The sequence below is a fragment of the Planctomycetaceae bacterium genome, from assembly GCA_041398825.1.
Classification (GTDB): Bacteria; Planctomycetota; Planctomycetia; order Planctomycetales; family Planctomycetaceae; genus F1-80-MAGs062.
The window spans coordinates 63214-80628 of record JAWKTX010000021.1 but is presented as its reverse complement, the minus strand read 5'-3'; the positions used below and the strand labels follow the sequence as shown (position 1 = coordinate 80628).

The 17415-nt window shown below is 53.1% G+C and carries 14 protein-coding genes and 2 tRNA genes; 6 read left to right on the top strand and 10 right to left on the bottom strand.

Annotated elements, in window-relative coordinates:
* Positions 1-675: hypothetical protein (locus R3C20_24920; protein ID MEZ6043752.1), on the bottom strand; the 675-nt coding region annotated here is incomplete at its 3' end.
* Positions 676-1317: 642 nt separating this feature from the next.
* On the opposite strand from R3C20_24920, the gene R3C20_24915 reads away from it, so the two are divergent.
* The 3 genes from R3C20_24915 (at position 1318) to glnD (ending at position 5743) form a co-directional block, all read left to right on the top strand.
* Positions 1318-2637: an ammonium transporter gene (locus tag R3C20_24915; protein ID MEZ6043751.1), complete on the top strand. Its 1320-nt coding sequence runs from the start codon at positions 1318-1320 to the stop codon at positions 2635-2637.
* 85 nt (positions 2638-2722) lie between these two features.
* Positions 2723-3061 (top strand): P-II family nitrogen regulator, encoded by a 339-nt coding sequence (locus tag R3C20_24910; GenBank protein MEZ6043750.1) that lies wholly within the window; start codon positions 2723-2725, stop codon positions 3059-3061.
* An 87-nt stretch (positions 3062-3148) separates the two neighbouring features.
* Positions 3149-5743: a [protein-PII] uridylyltransferase gene (glnD, locus tag R3C20_24905; protein MEZ6043749.1), complete on the top strand. Its 2595-nt coding sequence runs from the start codon at positions 3149-3151 to the stop codon at positions 5741-5743.
* An 87-nt stretch (positions 5744-5830) separates the two neighbouring features.
* Here the strand turns inward: glnD and R3C20_24900 are convergent.
* Both R3C20_24900 and R3C20_24895 read right to left on the bottom strand, forming a co-directional pair.
* Positions 5831-5904 (bottom strand) — tRNA-His (locus R3C20_24900).
* Between the two features lie 207 nt (positions 5905-6111).
* Positions 6112-6184: transfer RNA gene (locus R3C20_24895), tRNA-Cys, on the bottom strand.
* Between the two features lie 408 nt (positions 6185-6592).
* On the opposite strand from R3C20_24895, the gene R3C20_24890 reads away from it, so the two are divergent.
* From R3C20_24890 to R3C20_24880, 3 genes are read left to right on the top strand one after another with little or no spacing between them, the layout of a single operon-like run.
* Complete coding sequence (locus R3C20_24890; GenBank protein MEZ6043748.1) at positions 6593-7387, top strand: hypothetical protein; 795 nt, start codon at positions 6593-6595, stop codon at positions 7385-7387.
* A gap of 30 nt (positions 7388-7417) precedes the next feature.
* The gene (locus R3C20_24885) at positions 7418-8617 is read left to right on the top strand and encodes a trypsin-like peptidase domain-containing protein (GenBank protein MEZ6043747.1); all 1200 of its coding nucleotides are present in this window, start codon (positions 7418-7420) and stop codon (positions 8615-8617) included.
* Between the two features lie 55 nt (positions 8618-8672).
* A complete protein-coding gene (locus R3C20_24880; GenBank protein MEZ6043746.1) occupies positions 8673-9236 on the top strand; it encodes a sigma-70 family RNA polymerase sigma factor in 564 nt (187 codons plus the stop codon).
* Between the two features lie 10 nt (positions 9237-9246).
* Here the strand turns inward: R3C20_24880 and R3C20_24875 are convergent, their stop codons facing one another.
* From R3C20_24875 to R3C20_24845, 7 genes are all read right to left on the bottom strand, one after another.
* A complete protein-coding gene (locus tag R3C20_24875; GenBank protein MEZ6043745.1) occupies positions 9247-9735 on the bottom strand; it encodes a S49 family peptidase in 489 nt (162 codons plus the stop codon).
* Entirely contained in the window at positions 9690-10298 is a 609-nt protein-coding gene (locus tag R3C20_24870) for an ATP-dependent Clp protease proteolytic subunit (GenBank protein MEZ6043744.1), read from the bottom strand. The genes R3C20_24875 and R3C20_24870 overlap by 46 nt, the downstream gene beginning before the upstream one ends.
* A 302-nt stretch (positions 10299-10600) precedes the next feature.
* A complete protein-coding gene (locus R3C20_24865) occupies positions 10601-11458 on the bottom strand; it encodes an IS3 family transposase (protein MEZ6043743.1) in 858 nt (285 codons plus the stop codon).
* 381 nt (positions 11459-11839) lie between these two features.
* Positions 11840-12325 carry a hypothetical protein gene (locus R3C20_24860; protein ID MEZ6043742.1) on the bottom strand — a complete coding sequence of 162 codons (486 nt, stop codon included), beginning with the start codon at positions 12323-12325 and terminating at the stop codon, positions 11840-11842.
* Between the two features lie 253 nt (positions 12326-12578).
* The gene (locus R3C20_24855) at positions 12579-12944 is read right to left on the bottom strand and encodes a cupin domain-containing protein (GenBank protein ID MEZ6043741.1); all 366 of its coding nucleotides are present in this window, start codon (positions 12942-12944) and stop codon (positions 12579-12581) included.
* A 579-nt stretch (positions 12945-13523) separates the two neighbouring features.
* Positions 13524-14354 (bottom strand): phytanoyl-CoA dioxygenase family protein, encoded by an 831-nt coding sequence (locus tag R3C20_24850; protein MEZ6043740.1) that lies wholly within the window; start codon positions 14352-14354, stop codon positions 13524-13526.
* Positions 14355-14576: 222 nt separating this feature from the next.
* Complete coding sequence (locus tag R3C20_24845) at positions 14577-17066, bottom strand: c-type cytochrome domain-containing protein (GenBank protein MEZ6043739.1); 2490 nt, start codon at positions 17064-17066, stop codon at positions 14577-14579.
* Positions 17067-17415 lie beyond the last annotated feature (349 nt).

Below are 17415 nucleotides of genomic sequence, written 5' to 3'. Positions count from 1 at the left end.
TACGGCTGCCTGTCCCAGTATCACGGACGAAATTATTCGAATCAGCAGCATAATACCAGCTCCCGTTACCAGACCAGCAATGGACCATGCTGCGCCGTGCAAATGCTGGTGATGTTTCATCCATTCGGGTAACCAGGGTCCATAAATTTCGACCAGTTCGTAGCTCCAGTCAACCCAGATATGAACCATCTGAAGATCACCGCTTGCTGTGGAGCCTGCGACAGCGACGACGATGCCAATCCAGATGATGAAGTCAGGAATGGCATAATCGATGAGATCTGTCACTGTCACGACAAGCATCAGAAAGATGAAAATCAGCTGGAAGGGCAAGCGGTCGAATACCAGTTGATGGGACGGTCTGACTTCCGTAATGGTTTGGCAATTCCCCTCGATCAAAAGCCATGTGAAACCGGCAAAGATGATGGCCGTGACTGCACTGACGAGGGATGGCCAAACAGGTCCTGAGTTCCTGCAGCCAGGACAGATGACTCTACTTTTCATCAGGCCTTTGAACTGGATGGCGGCTGCGGAGAGCGATTGTTCGCACTTAGCGCATCTTGCAATTCCCAATCGTGCAGGCTGAACCGTTGTCTCGTCATTCAGGAACCAGCAGGACAGAACAACGGCGAGGCGCCCCGCGATGAGGCCTGTCAGAAACATTGCAAGGTAAATCATTCTCAGCCAGACAATTCCAGACAAGATCTGCTGTGATGGTTAACGGGTCGTCGGCAATCTCCGATGCTATGACATCGTAGCTGAAATCACAGCCAGGACGCTGACGGAGTTGATTGTGAATACTTCTTTCCGCCGGGTTTGAGACGATGACTCAGCGGATTATGGTTCCCCCCGGCCGTTCCATGTGGAAATCCAGCACAACTGCACATTACCGCAACCCCGAATGGAGACGCGTGGCCGGTTTTCAAATGGGGGCGGCATGTACCAGTGTCGCTCCGAGTACGGCTCTGATATTGGAATTCCTAAAACAAAGCTCGCTCATTCTTTGTGCATGCTGCCTTTTAATTGTGCGTCGCTGGGCCACAGTCTGTTTTTTTTCGGCGTTTTTTGCCTGGCATAATGTTTGCTGGATGTGCGGGCGACGACGAGCACCGTGGTCGCTCGAACGGCGGTGCGCTGCAGCTGTTTTTTCCTTTGGAGGTGAGTAATGGGAACTCAGGTCCTGGATAGATGCATGGATTACGGTTCGAGCTGATTTCTGGAGCGGAAATCTATTTTTCGGAGCGAGCGATAATGCAGAGGCGATGGGCGAGAAGTTTAGGATCATTTCTATTGCTGTTACTCTTTAGTAACGCAAGTTGCATGGGAGACGAGACTGGAGCTGTACCTGCTGTGCCTGACTGGCAGTTGACAGCAAATACGATCTGGGTTCTTTTGGCGGCGTTCCTTGTATTCTGGATGAACGCCGGGTTTGGGTGTGTGGAAGCTGGATTCTGTCGCAGTAAGAACGCGGTCAACATTCTGGGCAAGAATTTTGTTGTGTTCGGACTTTCGACGCTGATTTTCTGGGCCGTCGGGTTTGCCGTCATGTTCGGTGACGGGAATGGTTTTCTGGGCTGGCAGGGATGGTTTGCAACCGGAGCCGACAATAGTCCGGCGATGGGGGATGCCTATTCCGGTGTCTATGGTTCACTTAGTTGGGCGGCACTTCCTTTATCTGTCAAGTTTTTCTTTCAGCTGGCGTTTGCAGCCACCGCCGCGACGATTGTGTCGGGGTGCGTTGCAGAGCGGATACATTACGAGAGCTTCATGCTGTTCGTGATTCTGCTTGTCGGCATCAGTTACCCGATCACGGGGCATTGGATCTGGGGGGGCGGCTGGCTGGCCAATTCTTCCTTCTACGACTTTGCTGGTTCCACAGCTGTACACTCTGTAGGTGGCTGGGCCGGGTTGATTGGTATCTTGTTTCTGGGGCCCCGAAAAGGGAAGTATCAGGCGGATGGGTCCATTCGGCCAATTCCAGGCCACAACATGGGACTCGCATTTCTTGGAGGCCTGATTCTGTGGATGGGGTGGTTCGGCTTTAACCCCGGCAGCTTTATGGGAGCGGATCCGGTTGGCATTAGTTTCGTTGTCGTAACAACGAATATGGCCGCTGCGGCCGGTTTGATCTCAGCAACTGCACTGGCCTGGATTAAGACTGGTAAGCCGGATTTCAGTATGACTGTAAACGGTGCTCTTGCGGGGCTGGTAGCCGTCACCGCCGGATGCGCGTTCGTCTCGATCCCGGCTTCGGTCTTCATTGGAGCAGTCGGTGGAGTGCTGGCGGTCGTTGCTGTTCTGTTTTTTGACCGCCTGAAAATTGATGATCCTGTAGGAGCCCTGTCCGTTCACCTGGTGAATGGGATTTGGGGGACGATTGCTGTGGGGCTGTTTGCGGACAAGGACCTGCCCGGCGGAATTGCTCTGAATGGTTTATTTAACGGTGGCGGTGTGGAACTGCTCTGGGCGCAGATCAAGGGTATTGTCGCCGTGGGAGTCTTTACTTGTCTTGTCTCGGCTGTGGGCTGGTCTGTTATCAAAGCTGTCTTCGGACTTCGAGTTTCCGACGAAGTGGAACGAATGGGCCTGGATGTGACCGAAATGGGAATGGAAGCGTATCCGGAAAACGTTCTTCGATAGCCATCGTTGGTCTTCCGTATTATGTTTAACCTGCAGACTTCGGTCTGGATTGCGAATCTCAAAAGATCGTGCGAAAGTTAGAACCATGAAAAAACTGGAAGCTGTGATTCGTCACTATAAGCTTGAAGATGTGAAGACAGCGTTGACTGGCATCGGAGTCAATGGCATGACCGTGACGGAAGTCAGAGGATTTGGTCGTCAGCGCGGGCACAAAGAAACGTACCGCGGTGCTGAGTACACCGTTGACTTCATGCCGAAAGTAAAACTGGAAGTCGTTGTGAACGATTCTGAAGTCGATGCCGCCATCAACGCCATTTGTGAATCAGCGCGAACTGGTTCCATTGGGGATGGCAAGATCTTTGTAAGTTCACTCGAACAGGTGGTTCGCATTCGAACCGGTGAGATGGGCGAAGAAGCCATCTAGTCGGTTTGGAATAATCCACTGAACACCCACATCAATCACTCTGGTTCCAGCGGAGACACGCAGCGCCGGCGCGAAACTGTTGAGGCATTGCAGAATGCAGTCAGTGAGCGCCGTGTTGCGGGAAGCTCTGCGATCGAAACCTGTCATTGGTTTTCGGACCAGATCGATCTGCTTCTTACTGAAATCGTTGAAAGCCATCTGCAGATGAAGGGACGGCCCGGGCTGTCTGCTTCATTCTGCATGGTTGCTGTCGGCGGTAACGGTCGGCGTCGCCCTGCGCCGTATTCGGATGTGGACCTCCTGTTCATCACCGATCCGAAATGTGATGCGGAGGTCGGCGAGATCCTGTCAGCGGTGGTGCGATCTTTCTGGGACGCAAGACTGCAGCCTGGGCACAGCATTCGTACGCCTGCGGATGTCATTCGGTTTGCATCCGAGGACGTTCAGTTCGCTACATCGCTGATCAGCATGCGGTACCTCTGCGGGTCCGTCACATTGCTCGATTACACGCGCGAACAGGTTTTTGGTCGCGTGCTTCGTGAGAAACCCCAGCGTCTGATTGAGCGATGTGTGTCTGCACGACGTGATGAGTGGATGTCACGGGGCAATTCTGTCAATCAGCTCGAACCGGATATCAAGAAATCGCCCGGCGGGCTTCGAGATCTTCATTTGTTGCAGTGGGTTTCGTTCGCTCGGTATGGCGATGCTGATCTGGACGCCCTCCATTCGCATCGTGAAGTCAGCCAGGATGAACTGGCGACACTTCAGCAGGCGGACGAGTATCTGACGGGAGTGCGGCTTGACCTGCATTGTGCCCGTCACATGCGGCAGGATGTCCTGAACCGGGATTTGCAGGTTGAGCTGGCCAAACGGAAATTTCCGGGAATTCATGACACTGCGAAGGCCGTTGAGGCGTTCATGCAGGAGTATTTCTCGCATACATCCCGAGTGTCTGAGATTGCTCGCCGAGTAACGGAATTTGGCAAGAAGCCGACATTGTTTTCTCGCCTGCGGAGTACCATCCGGCCACAGCGAACTGGCAAAGGGTTTCTGATCACAGATGGCTCACTCTCGCTGCCCCAGGATGAACTGGGAACACTGAAAAATGATCCGCTGAAAATTCTGGATCTGTTTGTTGCAGCAGCTGAGGCACGCATTCCGCTGTCTCCATCCCTTCGCAAACATCTTGGGTTGATCGCGGCTGAATTGCCGTCTGAAATGGATCACGAAGTCACTCGCCGGTTTCGTTCACTGCTGCGAAACACGGATGGTTTGCCCGACGCGCTGCGTCAGATGTACGAGACGGGCGTGTTGGAATGGCTGATTCCGGAGTTTGCCGAGATCCGATGTCTGATTCAGTTCAATCAGTATCATCAGTTTACGGTGGATGAACACACACTGAAGGCAATGGACGAAATCGTTTCGTTCGCGAATGACACTTCGCCCGTTGGTTCGGCCTATCAGACCGTCCGACACCGCGCGACGCTGCATTTAGCGCTGCTGATGCATGACATCGGGAAAGGTCGTGAGGGAGATCATAGTCTTGTCGGTGCAGAGATGTGCTTATCAGTTGCATCCCGACTGCAAATGGCAGAGAACAAGAAGAACATGCTGGTGTTTCTGGTCAAACACCATCTCGTGATGCCAAATCTTGCATTTCGCCGCGATATTTCAGACCCGGGTGTGCTGGTCGAATTCGCACGACTGGTGGGTGCACCTGAGTTGCTGCGTATGCTTTATGTCCTGACTGTTGCCGATATTCGTGCCGTGGGGCCGGATGTCTGGTCTGACTGGAAGGGCGAACTTCTTGCCGATCTCTACAATCGAACCATGCAGGTTCTGAGCGGACGTCCTTACAATCACCTGGAGCAGGAGAGGCTGAAGATCATTCGTGATACGGTTCGCGGATCAATTGTCCCCATTGGCATGGATCATGACGAGGGGCATTGGCCACGCTGGATCGACGAACAGTTGGATGCTTTGCCGGCTTTTTATCTGATGACCGAGGATCCCAGCCGTATCGCGCGGGATCTGGATATGATTCAACAACTGAATCAGACGGATGTAAAGATTGAAGCTGAATACGATCCCGAGACTCACACGGTTGGATATCGTGTTTTTGCAGCGGAGCGATACGAGAGCGGAAGTTTTCATAAGATCGCAGGAGTCTTGTCTGGGCTGCGAATGGATATTCATGCCGCTCAGATTTGTACGACGGCCGATTCCACACTTGTTGCCGCATTCAGAGTGACGGATAACGATTTCTCCGGAGCAGTGCCTTCATCTCGAATAGAAGATGTCGCCCAGGCCATTACCGATGTTCTCATCGCGAAAAAATCTGTCGAGAGCGTCTTCCGACGAAGCACTCTGTTTCAGTTCAAATCGAACAGGAACCCTGTTCCGCTGACTGAACCTCAGGTGACGATTGACAATGACTGCTCAGAGCGATTCACGGTGATCGATATCTTTGCCAGCGACAGCCAGGGTCTGCTGTATACGTTGGCCCGGACTTTGTTTGATCGGCAACTTGAGATTCGTCTGGCGCGAATTGCCACGCATATCGATCAGGTTGTCGACGTTTTCTACGTTACCGATCGCAACCAGAAAAAAGTCAGCGACCCGAAGACAATCGATGAGCTGCGAGCGACGTTGCTGTTCGAAATTAATCAATTGGCCCAGTGATAATTGTGGGCACGCTTGAACGGTGCGGCTGCGCACGGCACGAATGTGGGCATGAAAAAACGCCTGAGAGATTCTCAGGCGTTTGAGGGTGGCTAACCGGTCTCGAACCGGCGACCTCCAGAACCACAATCTGGCGCTCTAACCAACTGAGCTATAGCCACCAAAACGATCAACGCGGGCAAGATACTCAGCGAAACTAACCACTTCAAGTTTGGGTGCAGGATTTACTGAAGGAATCGGGACGCTGGGATTTCCATCGTGCGACTTCAACAGTTGAGACACTTCATCCGAACGATGGTTCACGAGAGAAAGATGGCCCAGTGACGAAAAACCCCGCATTCTGCGCTGGACAGAATGCGGGGTTTGAGAGGGGCGAGCGGGAGTCGAACCCGCGCATGACGGATTTGCAATCCGTTGCCTTAGCCACTTGGCTACCGCCCCTGGTTGTATTGCCTGCGTTCGCCACGCCAAATACGTGCAGCAAACCTGCCGGGTAGACAACCTGGGTTAATCCAGGTGAATGGCCCAGCCAGGCGGTTTATAGCGAATTTATCGTCCGTCGGTCCACTGTGCTTCAGTTTTTCTTACCGGATTCCCGACCGACGAAGCGTTGAGATTCGGGGTTCAGGCAAACTGATCCGAATGCATCCAGTGGGTGAGGTCTCTGGAAAGGACCTCCCGGAATTCCAGTGGTTCGCAATTAACCCAGTAGATTCCGGGTTTTTCCGGGGGTAGCATGGCTGAGGTCAGGGATCCGGGCAGCGAAATTTCAACGCTGTGGCTTCCTTGATGTTTGCCAATGCATAGTCAATTGAACCACTTTAAACCGAACCACAAGGGAAATTCACCGTGGCCCAGTCTGAAGAACACCTGGTATCCGTAGCTCGAGAAGCGGTTAGTCAATGCAATTGGGTCGTGGGTGAATGCGCTTCTCAGTGGACACAGCGTTATGCCAAGGGCCGAACGGACTCTGATTTTGGACAAATGGTTGGGCTCAGCGGCGATCAGATTTACCAGCGACGGCGAGTTTGGGATGCTTTTGGTGCAATCTACAAGAATTATGTCGGGCTAAAGTGGTCATTTTTCTATGTGGCTCTCAATTGGGACGATGCCGAAGATTGCCTCGAATGGGCTCAGTCGTCCGATGCCACAGTGGCTGAGATGCGGGCCTGGCGGCGTGCACAAAGAGGTGAAGACCTGTTCGCAGAGTCGTCGGACGGATACTCGGAGTGGGCCGCCCCTATCGGTTTTGATACGTCCAGCATTCCGTTGAGCACGGTTGTCGATCCCTCGTCTTATCTGACGCCGGGGCAGGGGCCACGAGCAGGTGTGGCAGTGGCAGATCGTGAAATGAATCCAACCATGGCAGGAGCCGCCCGAGAATCAGATGGTTATGCTCCATTCAAAGCCGATGCGACAACTGTGCCCGCTGCTGTGCGGGATACCGATCATGATGCAACAAACCGAGCACCCCTCACACCAGAGCAGCTTTGGAAAAAAGCGGCTACAATGCTGGAGCGTCTGAACAGGGCATTGACAGAAGATGTGATGGACGCGCTTGACGATCAGCCGGAAAAGCTCAGGCATCGGATGGCGGAAGCCCTTTCGGAAATCGTCGAGAAGCTCGATGGACGCCTGAATTGAGTCGCAGCTTAGAATATTGCAGGATCAGTAATGTCGCAGCCGTTTTCCAGCGAACATAATCATCCACAGAATCCTGGTGCAGCAGCGAACGGCTGGCTGGTGGTTGTCCTGGTGATCCTGATTGCTGTCCTTGCGTTCCGCACGGTCAGCAGCACGGTCAACAATCGGCCCGACTACACGCCGCGCGTCGTTGTATCGCGTGGCGAGTTAGGTGCGGACGAAAAGGCGACGATCGAAGTCTTTCAAAACGCGACTCCAAGCGTTGTATTCGTTCGAAGCAAGGGGTTTCGACCAGTTCGGTTTGGAGTGATTGCGGAACAGGAATTGGCGTCAGGCACAGGTTTTGTATGGGACGAGGAAGGCCATATCATTACCAACCTTCACGTGGTTCGTGATGCTGTGCTTCGGAAAGACGGAACAAGGACGCAGTTGGAGGTTCAGCTTGCAGATTCCACCGTCTGGGACGCTCAGTTCATCGGGGCTGTTTACAAACGCGATATTGCCGTACTGAAGATAGCCGCAAAGCCGTCACAACTGACCCCGATTACCGTTGGCAAATCCAGTGACCTGAAGGTGGGCCAAAAGGTACTTGCCATCGGAAATCCATTTGGATTTGACCGCACTCTATCAACAGGTGTGATTGGGGGACTTGATCGGAGTGTCGCCACTGGCGACCAGGACAATGAGTTTCTGAATGGGTTGATTCAGACCGATGCGGCAATTAATCCTGGAAATTCGGGAGGGCCACTTCTGGACAGTGCCGGTTTACTGATCGGCGTCAATACTGCCATCGTATCGACATCTGGTGCCTCCGCAGGACTAGGATTTGCCGTGCCCGTAGACGATGTTCTTGCTGCCGTAGATGAGGTGATGCAGGTTGCCAGCCAGGCACCGTCGGCCGAACTTGGAGTGGGAATTCTTGACCCGGATGAAGCCCGAAGTTTTGGCATCCCGGAGGAAATTCTCCAGAAGGGACCGATCATTCGCAACGTCTATGCAAGGACTGCTGCGGCAGAAGCGGGATTGGTAGGAATGCGTCTCAGCCGGTCGGAAATCGTTCTTGGAGACCTGGTTCTTGCAATAGACGGCAAGCCTATTCGAACCGGCACGGAGTTACAAAAGGCAATTCGCAGCCGATCTGCCGGGGATGTCATTATTCTGGACATACTTCGAGGTACACAGACAGGTCAGGTTTCTGTTACCCTGAAGCCGCCGATGATCCTGCTCTGAATCGAAATGGAGTATCGGCTCGGCAGTCTTTTTGGGCAAACAGCGGGCTTGATGAGTGGATTCTGCTCCAGACGATTCTTTGATCAGCGAAGCCGTCGCCGGAAATGATCGGGCGTACGAACAGCTGGTGTTTCGATATCAGGATCGGCTCATTCATAGTCTTGAACACACCACAGGCTCTCGCGAGGATGCGCTGGAGATCGCGCAACAGGCATTCATTCAGGCGTGGCGCAAGCTCGACACATTTCGTCAGGAGTCACAGTTCTATTCGTGGCTGTATCGGATTGCACGCAACGTTGCGGTCAGTCGTTCCCGAAAAAATCGACTGAACAGCAATTCCCTCGAAGCGTATTCGGATGCGACGGGTTTCGAAGCCACTTCAAATGCCGCACCGTCTGATCGAATCGAGCGGTCAGAGCAGATCAATTCGGTTCGAAGTGCACTTAGCCAGATCCCCGAAGACTTTCGGCAGCCGCTTGTGCTGAAAGAAATAGACGGATTATCGTACGAGGAAATCAGTCAGCTTCTGGATATTCCAATGGGTACCGTCAGAAGCCGAATTTACCGCGCAAGGCAGGAGTTGACAGAACGACTTAAACGGCTGCTGGAAGACGATTGAAAACAGAAGGTTACTTCGCTGGAACCCAGGTGTTCCAGGAGCAGTAATACATGGCTTTCGGAACTGAAGCGTCAAGGATCTGATCGGCGAGAGAGCTGCCAGAGGCTTTTGATCCGACGATCGCATCAACAAGACCTGGCGTCGACCGGTATTCAAAAGCTTCCCACTTGGCCAGCTGAATTTTCGCGGCGAGAGCAGCCGCAGCATCTTCGACGTAGCCCAGTTGATCAATCATGTGATTCTGCAGGGCTTGACTGGCCGTATAGATTTGTCCGGTTGCCAGACTTCGTACCTGTTCCTGGCCAAGCTGTTCACGGTTGTCCGCGATTACATCCACGAATCGCTGGAATGAATCGTCCATGATGGCTGCCCACACTTGTTGCTCCTGAGCCGTCATGTCTCGAAACGGATTGAGCGTATCTTTCAGCGGACCCGTTACCAGTGGCTCAACTTTCACCCCGATTCTGGATGCCAGTTCCGTTGCATTGTATCTCGGCACAATGACCCCGATCGAACCTGTCCAGGTCGTCGGTTCAGCGAAGATCCTGCCTTTTGTCCCGATACCATCGCAATGTAGTAACCGCCGGACGCGGCAATACGTTTCATCGCTGCATATACAGGTTTCTTCTCCGCCAGCGTTTGAAGTTGTCGGTAGATCTGGTGGCTGTCTGCGACAAAACCTCCCGGGCTGTCGATCGCCAGAATAACACCTTTGACACTCGAATCTTCGGCCGCCTTTTCAATCTGGCGAAGCCATCGTTCTGTAAACGGAGGGCTAATTGTTCCTGTGAAATTGATAACAGCAATCCGGTCTGCAGCGCCTTTGGTGCCAAGCAGATGCACCTCAGGGATTCTGGGCGGTTGATAGAGACTCGGATAAATCCCGATGTACCAGACGTTCAGCAGGATTGAGAGCAGCAGAAGCAGCATCACAACGCGGTTGCCCCGTCGTGACTGATGCGGCGATTCAATCCGCAAGACAACCGTTCCTTCCTTTTCGACGTGAATCTCACGACTCGGAGCCGAAGATATATCAGCTGCGTCATTTTTCGATGATGTCATGAAATGCCCTGTTTACCTGTTTCTAAACCCCGGGGAATGGCAGTGTTCGACCAGCTTCTTCTACAGAAGGATACTCGCGGGTCTTTGGTTTGCTGCAACGATTACCCCATTATGAATAGTTCAATTTGAGGGAATTCTTCCAGCAATGTTCGCCAGTCTGCAGCTTGTGATGCAGGCCGAATTGCTGAAGCCGAGTCATGAACGCCTGAGCGACTTCAGCCAGCGGGCTAATTGCTTCAGGTCGTCGCTACTCATGCTGGAGACGAGTGAGGTGGTACAGGTTTCAGGGACAGGTCATTCTCTTATTTTGAGAGTTTGATGAGCTGTTCGAACTGAGCTGGCGACCTGTACTCGAGGCTGGAGTGTCTGCGTTCGTAGACGTAGTAGCGGATGTATTTTGAGACTTCTTTCCTTGCCTCAGCCCTGCTTTGGTATTCGGTCATCTCGAGTTCGTTCTTGATCGTTCCGAAGCAGCTTTCCATGAATGAGTTGTCATAACAGTTGTCAGGACGACTCATACTTTGCTTTACGTCTGCTCGGCGAAGAAGCGATCGGTAGTCGTTGCCGGCGTACTGGCCGCCTCGATCCGTGTGATGAAGCAATCCAACGTCAGGCTGGCGGTCTCTGATGGCCGAACGCAGTGCCTTGAGAACAAGCTGTTCCGTCATGTTGTCATCCAGATGCCAACCAACGATCCGCCTGGAAAACAGATCCATCAGCATCGCCATGTAACAAAACGTACCGTCCGTCAGCGGGATGTAAGTGATGTCTCCAACCCAAATTTGATTGATCGTTGTTGGTGCGTCGGCATCGAGCAACAGGTTCGGCGAATATCCCAGCCGATGGCGACTTTTTGTCGTTTTGGGAACGAACGACTTCGGCTGAATTGCCTTTAATCTCAGTGTTTTCATGACATTCGAGACCTTTCTACGATCACAGTGATGTCCCATCTCCTTGAGGTCTTCGGCAATGCGACGAGCCCCGTAGCGGCGGCGATGACGCTTGAAGATGACTCTTATCAGCGGAGCCAGTTGAGCATCCTGTTCTTCGAAGATTGTGGGCTCAGCAGCCTGCCATGCATAGAACGAAGTTCGGTTCACACCAAGATGGCGACAGACTTCGGAGACGTTTCCATGACCTTCCTGAACGATGGCTTCCACGGCCGCATAGACGTCGGCTATTCGTTGCGGCCGAAAATAGCCAACGCTTTTTTAAGATATCCCTCTCTCGCTCGACACGCCGCAGATCGGCTTCGAGATCCTTGACCTTCGTCTCCAAAGAGCTTGCTACCGGACCACTTTTTTCCAGCTGCTCCCGTTTCCAGCGATACAAAACGTTGACGTTCGAAATGCCCAGGCGATCAACAACCTGAGGTGCAGTGTACCCATCCAGAAGCAACTGCACCGCCTCTTCCTTGAACTCATCCGTGTACTGCCGGCGAGTCGATTTACGCACTGATGATTTCTTCTTCCGAGCCATTCTGATGTCCTTTCTATGGACTCAGAATAAGAGATTCAGGTGTCCCTGGAACCTGTACCACCTCAGAGGTCCAGACGGTGGCTGTCATGGACCATGAGAATGTGCTGTTCTCTGAAGTAGATTGTGTCACCCTGATGAAGTCCGTGCAGTCGAGACTCGATCAGTGGGTTGTCAACGATTCCCATCAGAACGTCACCAAGACGTTTCTCAACACAGACCCAGAAGTCCTCTCCCCACCCACGTGAAGGGATATTTTGCGTGGGAACAGACAGTAGGGTCGCTGGTTGGTTGTGCCGCAGAATAGGTTTCGTCATTTCGCCATTGCAGTTCGGACAGGCACATCTGTCGGTCGTGTTATCGTGCCGAGAGAATCTTGGCGAGTCAATTCGGAGTTCAACGAACTGGCCAGCTCGAACATTGCGTTTGATGACATCCGGAGGGATCTGAAAATGTTCCGGGTTTCGGCTGTGCATGACGACGCCGTCAACGAGTTCGTATTCGTTGGTGAATGTCTGGACTGCAAAGGCATTCAGAAATGGATTCGTCATCGGTTTCGCCGTATTTCAAATCATCGGTGGATTCGTCCGAACCATGCAACCATCGGATGCGCCGGAGGGTATCGGCTGACCAGTACATTCCGATGCGGCTGACGGCATCGGGAGATCGAACGACTCAGCACTTGTGTACCCGTGTCAGCGGTCAGGGTCAATCGCCTTTCGTTCTATGGCCACGCAGAATTGTCCGAATCCTGTGGCTGTCAGTCAGCGGATCCCGTGCTGTTTCCAAACTGCTGCCCTCGCTTCAGTTCTGTTGCATCCAACTTTGGCGGCCTTTGCTTTGGAACTCCTGATCGGAGTCGAAGAATACGGCCAGCCAGATTGTTTTTGCTTCGGGTGTCGTCCATGCAACGCGATGCTTTTGATGGGCGGGAATCAACAGATAATCTCCCGCTCGTAAGTCAACAGAGTGACCATCCTCGAACAGTAACGTTGCTGCCCCTTGTATCAGCAGCACCCATTCATGCTGCTCCTGGTCGTACCATGAGGTTTCAGGGCTTGTGTGCCCCAGAGATACAATGCGTTCAATTCGTACAAACCTGTTCCGGGTGAGTACGGAGATTAATTCTGTGGGAAGGGAATCCGGGATCTCGTCGAACAGATTATTCATGGTGAAGCGTTTACGGTTTTAAAAACATCATGATGTTGGAGTCGTCGGTTATCTGTGGGGAGGCGACGGCTGCCGAATGGTCATAATAATCCGGCCCACTCGATCCCTGACATTCAGGGATACTTCATCGCTGGGATCATAGACTTTCTCAACAGGTGTCAGCAGGTCTCAAGTTGGCGTACGACGCTTACTTTCCTTTCAGTATCCTGCTGGCCCGGACAAATTCCCGGGAGGTCTCATAGGCCGAAATACCAGGGTCAGAACGACTGCCCTGAACTAAACGTGACAAGACAGAACGGCTGCAACAACCGCGGCACCAAATGATAGCGCGACACCCTGTTGAATGCATCTGGTGAATGCGGTTGCTCCCACTTTCCATTGGGTGGCTGCATTTCAGATAGTGGCATTCCAGCAAGTGTGGTGGTTAGCAAAGGTCTCGAGACGATGAATCACAACACCTCGAATTCGCACATCATGTGATCGTTGAATTCCGGCATTCAAATCATTATCCGACTGTGGGACACATTTGGTACGGGAGTGTTCGCGTGGCGGTTTCACGCTCACGATGAGGCGAACGAATCAATGAGTTGGCGAGGGAGGGTTCAGCCAATGATTGTTTGGGTCCACACCTCTGACCAGGATGCCCTTCCTGTTCCAGTCGTACCATGTTGTGACATCCGCTGCCGCATAACGAATTGTGAGACCGCATCGCCGTCGGGTGGACTGATTGGCTTCGGAGCCGTGCAGCAATAGATCGGAATGCATAGAGAACCAGCCGGATTTCAGCTCATCGTCGACTTCGCCATCGCCGTACGATTGGGGGTTCTTGACAGCCAGGTCAAGCACCGTATTGGCGTCGTTGGTGATGTCGTAGTCGATCAGCCCGTGAAGGTGTGATTTGGGGATGAATTTCATGTTGGCGTTTTCAGGATCCGCATCGTCGATTGCCAGCCAAACCGTGACAGTTTTTGTGGGGCTCAGCGGCCAGTATGTACTGTCCTGATGCCAGGGAACGCTCTTGCCATCGTTCGGCATCTTGCAAAAAAAATGCGATCCCCAGCAGACTATATTCGGGCCGAGCAGATCGGCAACCGCGTCAACGATTCGCGGGTGTCTGACCAGTTCGTAGATTCTGGCGAATCGGAGGTGAGCAGTATTGATGGAATAGCTGGTGCGACCAAGTTCAATGAATGCGGCCAGTATACCATCGAAGAAGGCTCGCAGTTCAGAAGACTCTCGTTCCTCGAGGGCCTGAAACGGCATGACATACCCAAGTTCGTTGTATTGTTGCACCTGCTGAATCGTCAGAACCTGGGGAGAATCATTCACCGACGGCACAAACGTCATCTGACGTGGCAGTTCTGCGAGCTGTTGAACGGTAGGGTTCGGGATTTCGTCGACCTTCACCATGATCTGATTCCGAATGTGAGTTGTGCGAGAGCGATCTTCGATTTCGCCTGAGTGCCCGGAAGTCTATGCACTTAGTTATCGAATTCATACATGCAGGATTGTCCTGACGTTGACTTCTCACGCAATGCGAAAGCTGCGTCAGGTTGGGTGCTGCACGAACAAAAACAGCCCCGAATTTGATTCGGGGCTGTTTCGTCGGATTTCCTGCGTGCTCCAAAGGAACTACCTGGCTGTGGCGACTGTCGGTTCGTTTCCGGATTTCGGAATCGCGATAAAGCTTGTTGTCATCTTGCCATCTTCGGAATTCCAAAGCCGGACCTCTCCGTCGTAGCTTCCAGAGGCGATCAGCTTCTTCGCCGGATTTACGCTTAAAGTGTAAACCCAGTCGCCATGTCCTGACATTGTTCGGACAGCTTTGCCGTCTGCCGTATTGTGTTCCCGTACACTTCGATCGGCACATGCAGAAAGGACATGGTCCCCAGCGATGACAACGACTCGAAAGACTTCGCCCCCGAAACCGGTGATTGAACGGATTTCTTTTCCATCAGCGGTGTTCCAGACCCGAAGCCGCTTGTCACCGCCCCCACTGACAACGGTTTTGCTGTCAGAAAGGAATGCTGCTGTGTAGACCGCGTCGCCGTGGCTGCTGAATGTCACCTGAGGGTCTCCCGATTTTGCATCGAACACTTTGCAGGTCTTGTCACGACTACTGCTCACGAGCTTTGAAGAATCCGGGGACCAGTTAATGTCCATCACCCAGTCGGCATGATCTTCAATTCGAGTGATGGTTTCGCCATCTGCAATCGAGGAAACGGTGATTGTTCGGTCGGCTCCTGCAGATGCAATCTGAGAACCGTCCGGGCTGAACGAAACAGCAAAAATCGCATCCTTCGCTCGGACAAGAGTAGATTTCAGTGATCCATCAGCGGCATGAAACAGTTTGACTTCGCCCAGTTGCCCCGGGGTACCTGCCGCAACCGCAATCGTTGAACCGTCCTGAGAGAATTCAACGTCGTAAACGCGTTCCGCAATGTTGCTGATTCGCCGAACCAGTGAGCCATCATCGGTCTTCCAGATCAGCACTTCATGGTAACCGGATGTTGCCAGTGAAGTACCATCCGGACTAAACGCGGTCGCAGTAATGGGGATGGGAACACGGTAGTTATCCGGAGGAAGGGGTTGAGGGAATTCAGGCATGACATCGAAAAGCTCGGCCGACGCCAGAACTCCTGCATCAAGAGGGGCCCCCACATTGACCCATCTTTTGATAGCGGTGATTTCTTCGCTCGTGAGCGGGTCTGCGTCTTTCGGCATAGATCCATCTTCGACCATGATCACCAGCAAAGAATCCTGACTCTTGTGAGCCTCAAAGGATTCGCCGGATTCGCCACCCTTCAGCAGAGCTGCGTAGCTGTCCAGGTTAAGTCGACCGCCGGGGCTTCGCGTGTTGTGGCAGGCAACGCATCGTTTCGCCAGAATCGGGGCGACATCTCGCGAGAATGAAACAAAGCGGCCCAGGGGCTCCAGAGCGGCTTCGGCCAGTTTTTGTTGTTTCACAGTTTCAGCGGTAACCATCTGAACTTCAGCTGAGAGCTTCTGGATGGATGGCTCGAATCCTGTGATTTGGGCGGTAATCATTTTGTGGTGAGCTTGTGCTTCTGCCCCCGCCTTTCGGTGAGACTCCTGTTGCGCGTTCAGAGCGGCAATCTTTTCGTTTGCCTGATTGAACGCGTCGGCCGCCTTGCTGGCTGCCTCACTCGCAGCTACCTGCTCTGCCTGCTTCTTCGTCTGTTCTGCCTTCGCAGCTTCGACCTGGCCCGACATTGCGTCACGTCGTGAGGTTGCCTGCATGACCAGCATTTCGGCGTTCTTATGTAGTGGCGTCAACTCGGCAATGGCGGAGGAGAGTCCTTTGATGGCTTCGTCCGGACTGATTCCCATCGCTTTGGCCGACTCTTTTAGCTCGCCCAACGATTTTTCAAGTGCTGCAATAGAGTCTGCCAGCTTCTTCGATGCGACGGCCGCCGAATCCAGACGTTGCTGTTCTGCGGTCAGTTCCTTTGTCATGGCCTGAAGTTGATCAGACGCAGCCTTCAATGCGGCGTTTGCAGCCGTGAGTGCCTGTTGGGCCGTATCATTGGGACCTTTCGCAGCGTCGACTGCCTTTTGCAATTCGGCTCGCTGGGATTCCAGCGCCGCGATTTGCTGTTCTGCCTCGGAAGATTTGCTTTGCCATTCGACGGCCGACTTTCGCAGATCCGCCATCTGCGTTTCCAGTTTTCGACGGGCTGCGATCATATTGTCCAGCCGTGACTGTGCTGCGGAAGCTGCCGCGTGAAGTGCGTCCGCCTCCTTATTGAGATCCAGCTGGGTCTGAAGTGCTGTAATGCTGGAGTTAACGGAATCTGACGTCCGCTGGTACGCGGCTAATTCTTCTTCTTCGGTCCTGGACCGCGCGGCGGATTCATCGAGCATCTTTTGAAGCTCGGCGATTCGTTTGCGAGTCACATCGATTGCCGCCTTCTTGAGGGCAATCTGCTTTTCGGCAGCTTGTTTCGCCTGCTGCTGCTGCTGAATCTGTTGAGCAATCTTCTGAGTGGATGGGGACGAGAATTCGTCGGCAGTGATTATCGAGCGTGAAAAAGCAACGGTTGTTGCCAGGCAGGCAAGGGGGGCCAGCCAGCGGGATAATCGGTGGGAAGTTGTGACCACGAGCAGTCTCCTCTGTGATGGAGTCGTGTTGCAGAAATGCAACAGGGACATTCCAACACTAGGATTCAGTCAGAGCCCGGCAGTGTCAAGTCACTCAGAATCCGTAAAATCCCGGACCGGAAAGTTGGTCACATTCGGTTGTTTGTCACAGTCGTCATGACCGACACGTTGCAGTCGGTCGATCAGCGCAGAAAAACGCCCGGCACAACCGTTCGGGGGGCCGGGCGAATCTGGCTGAGACAAAAGTTTTTCTGGCGCAGCAGGAAGGAATCGCCCGCAGGGAGGAGCGAATTCTCAGGAGAATGGACTTACTAGCCCTTTCGGTGCCGAATCTTTGCGCGCATACGTC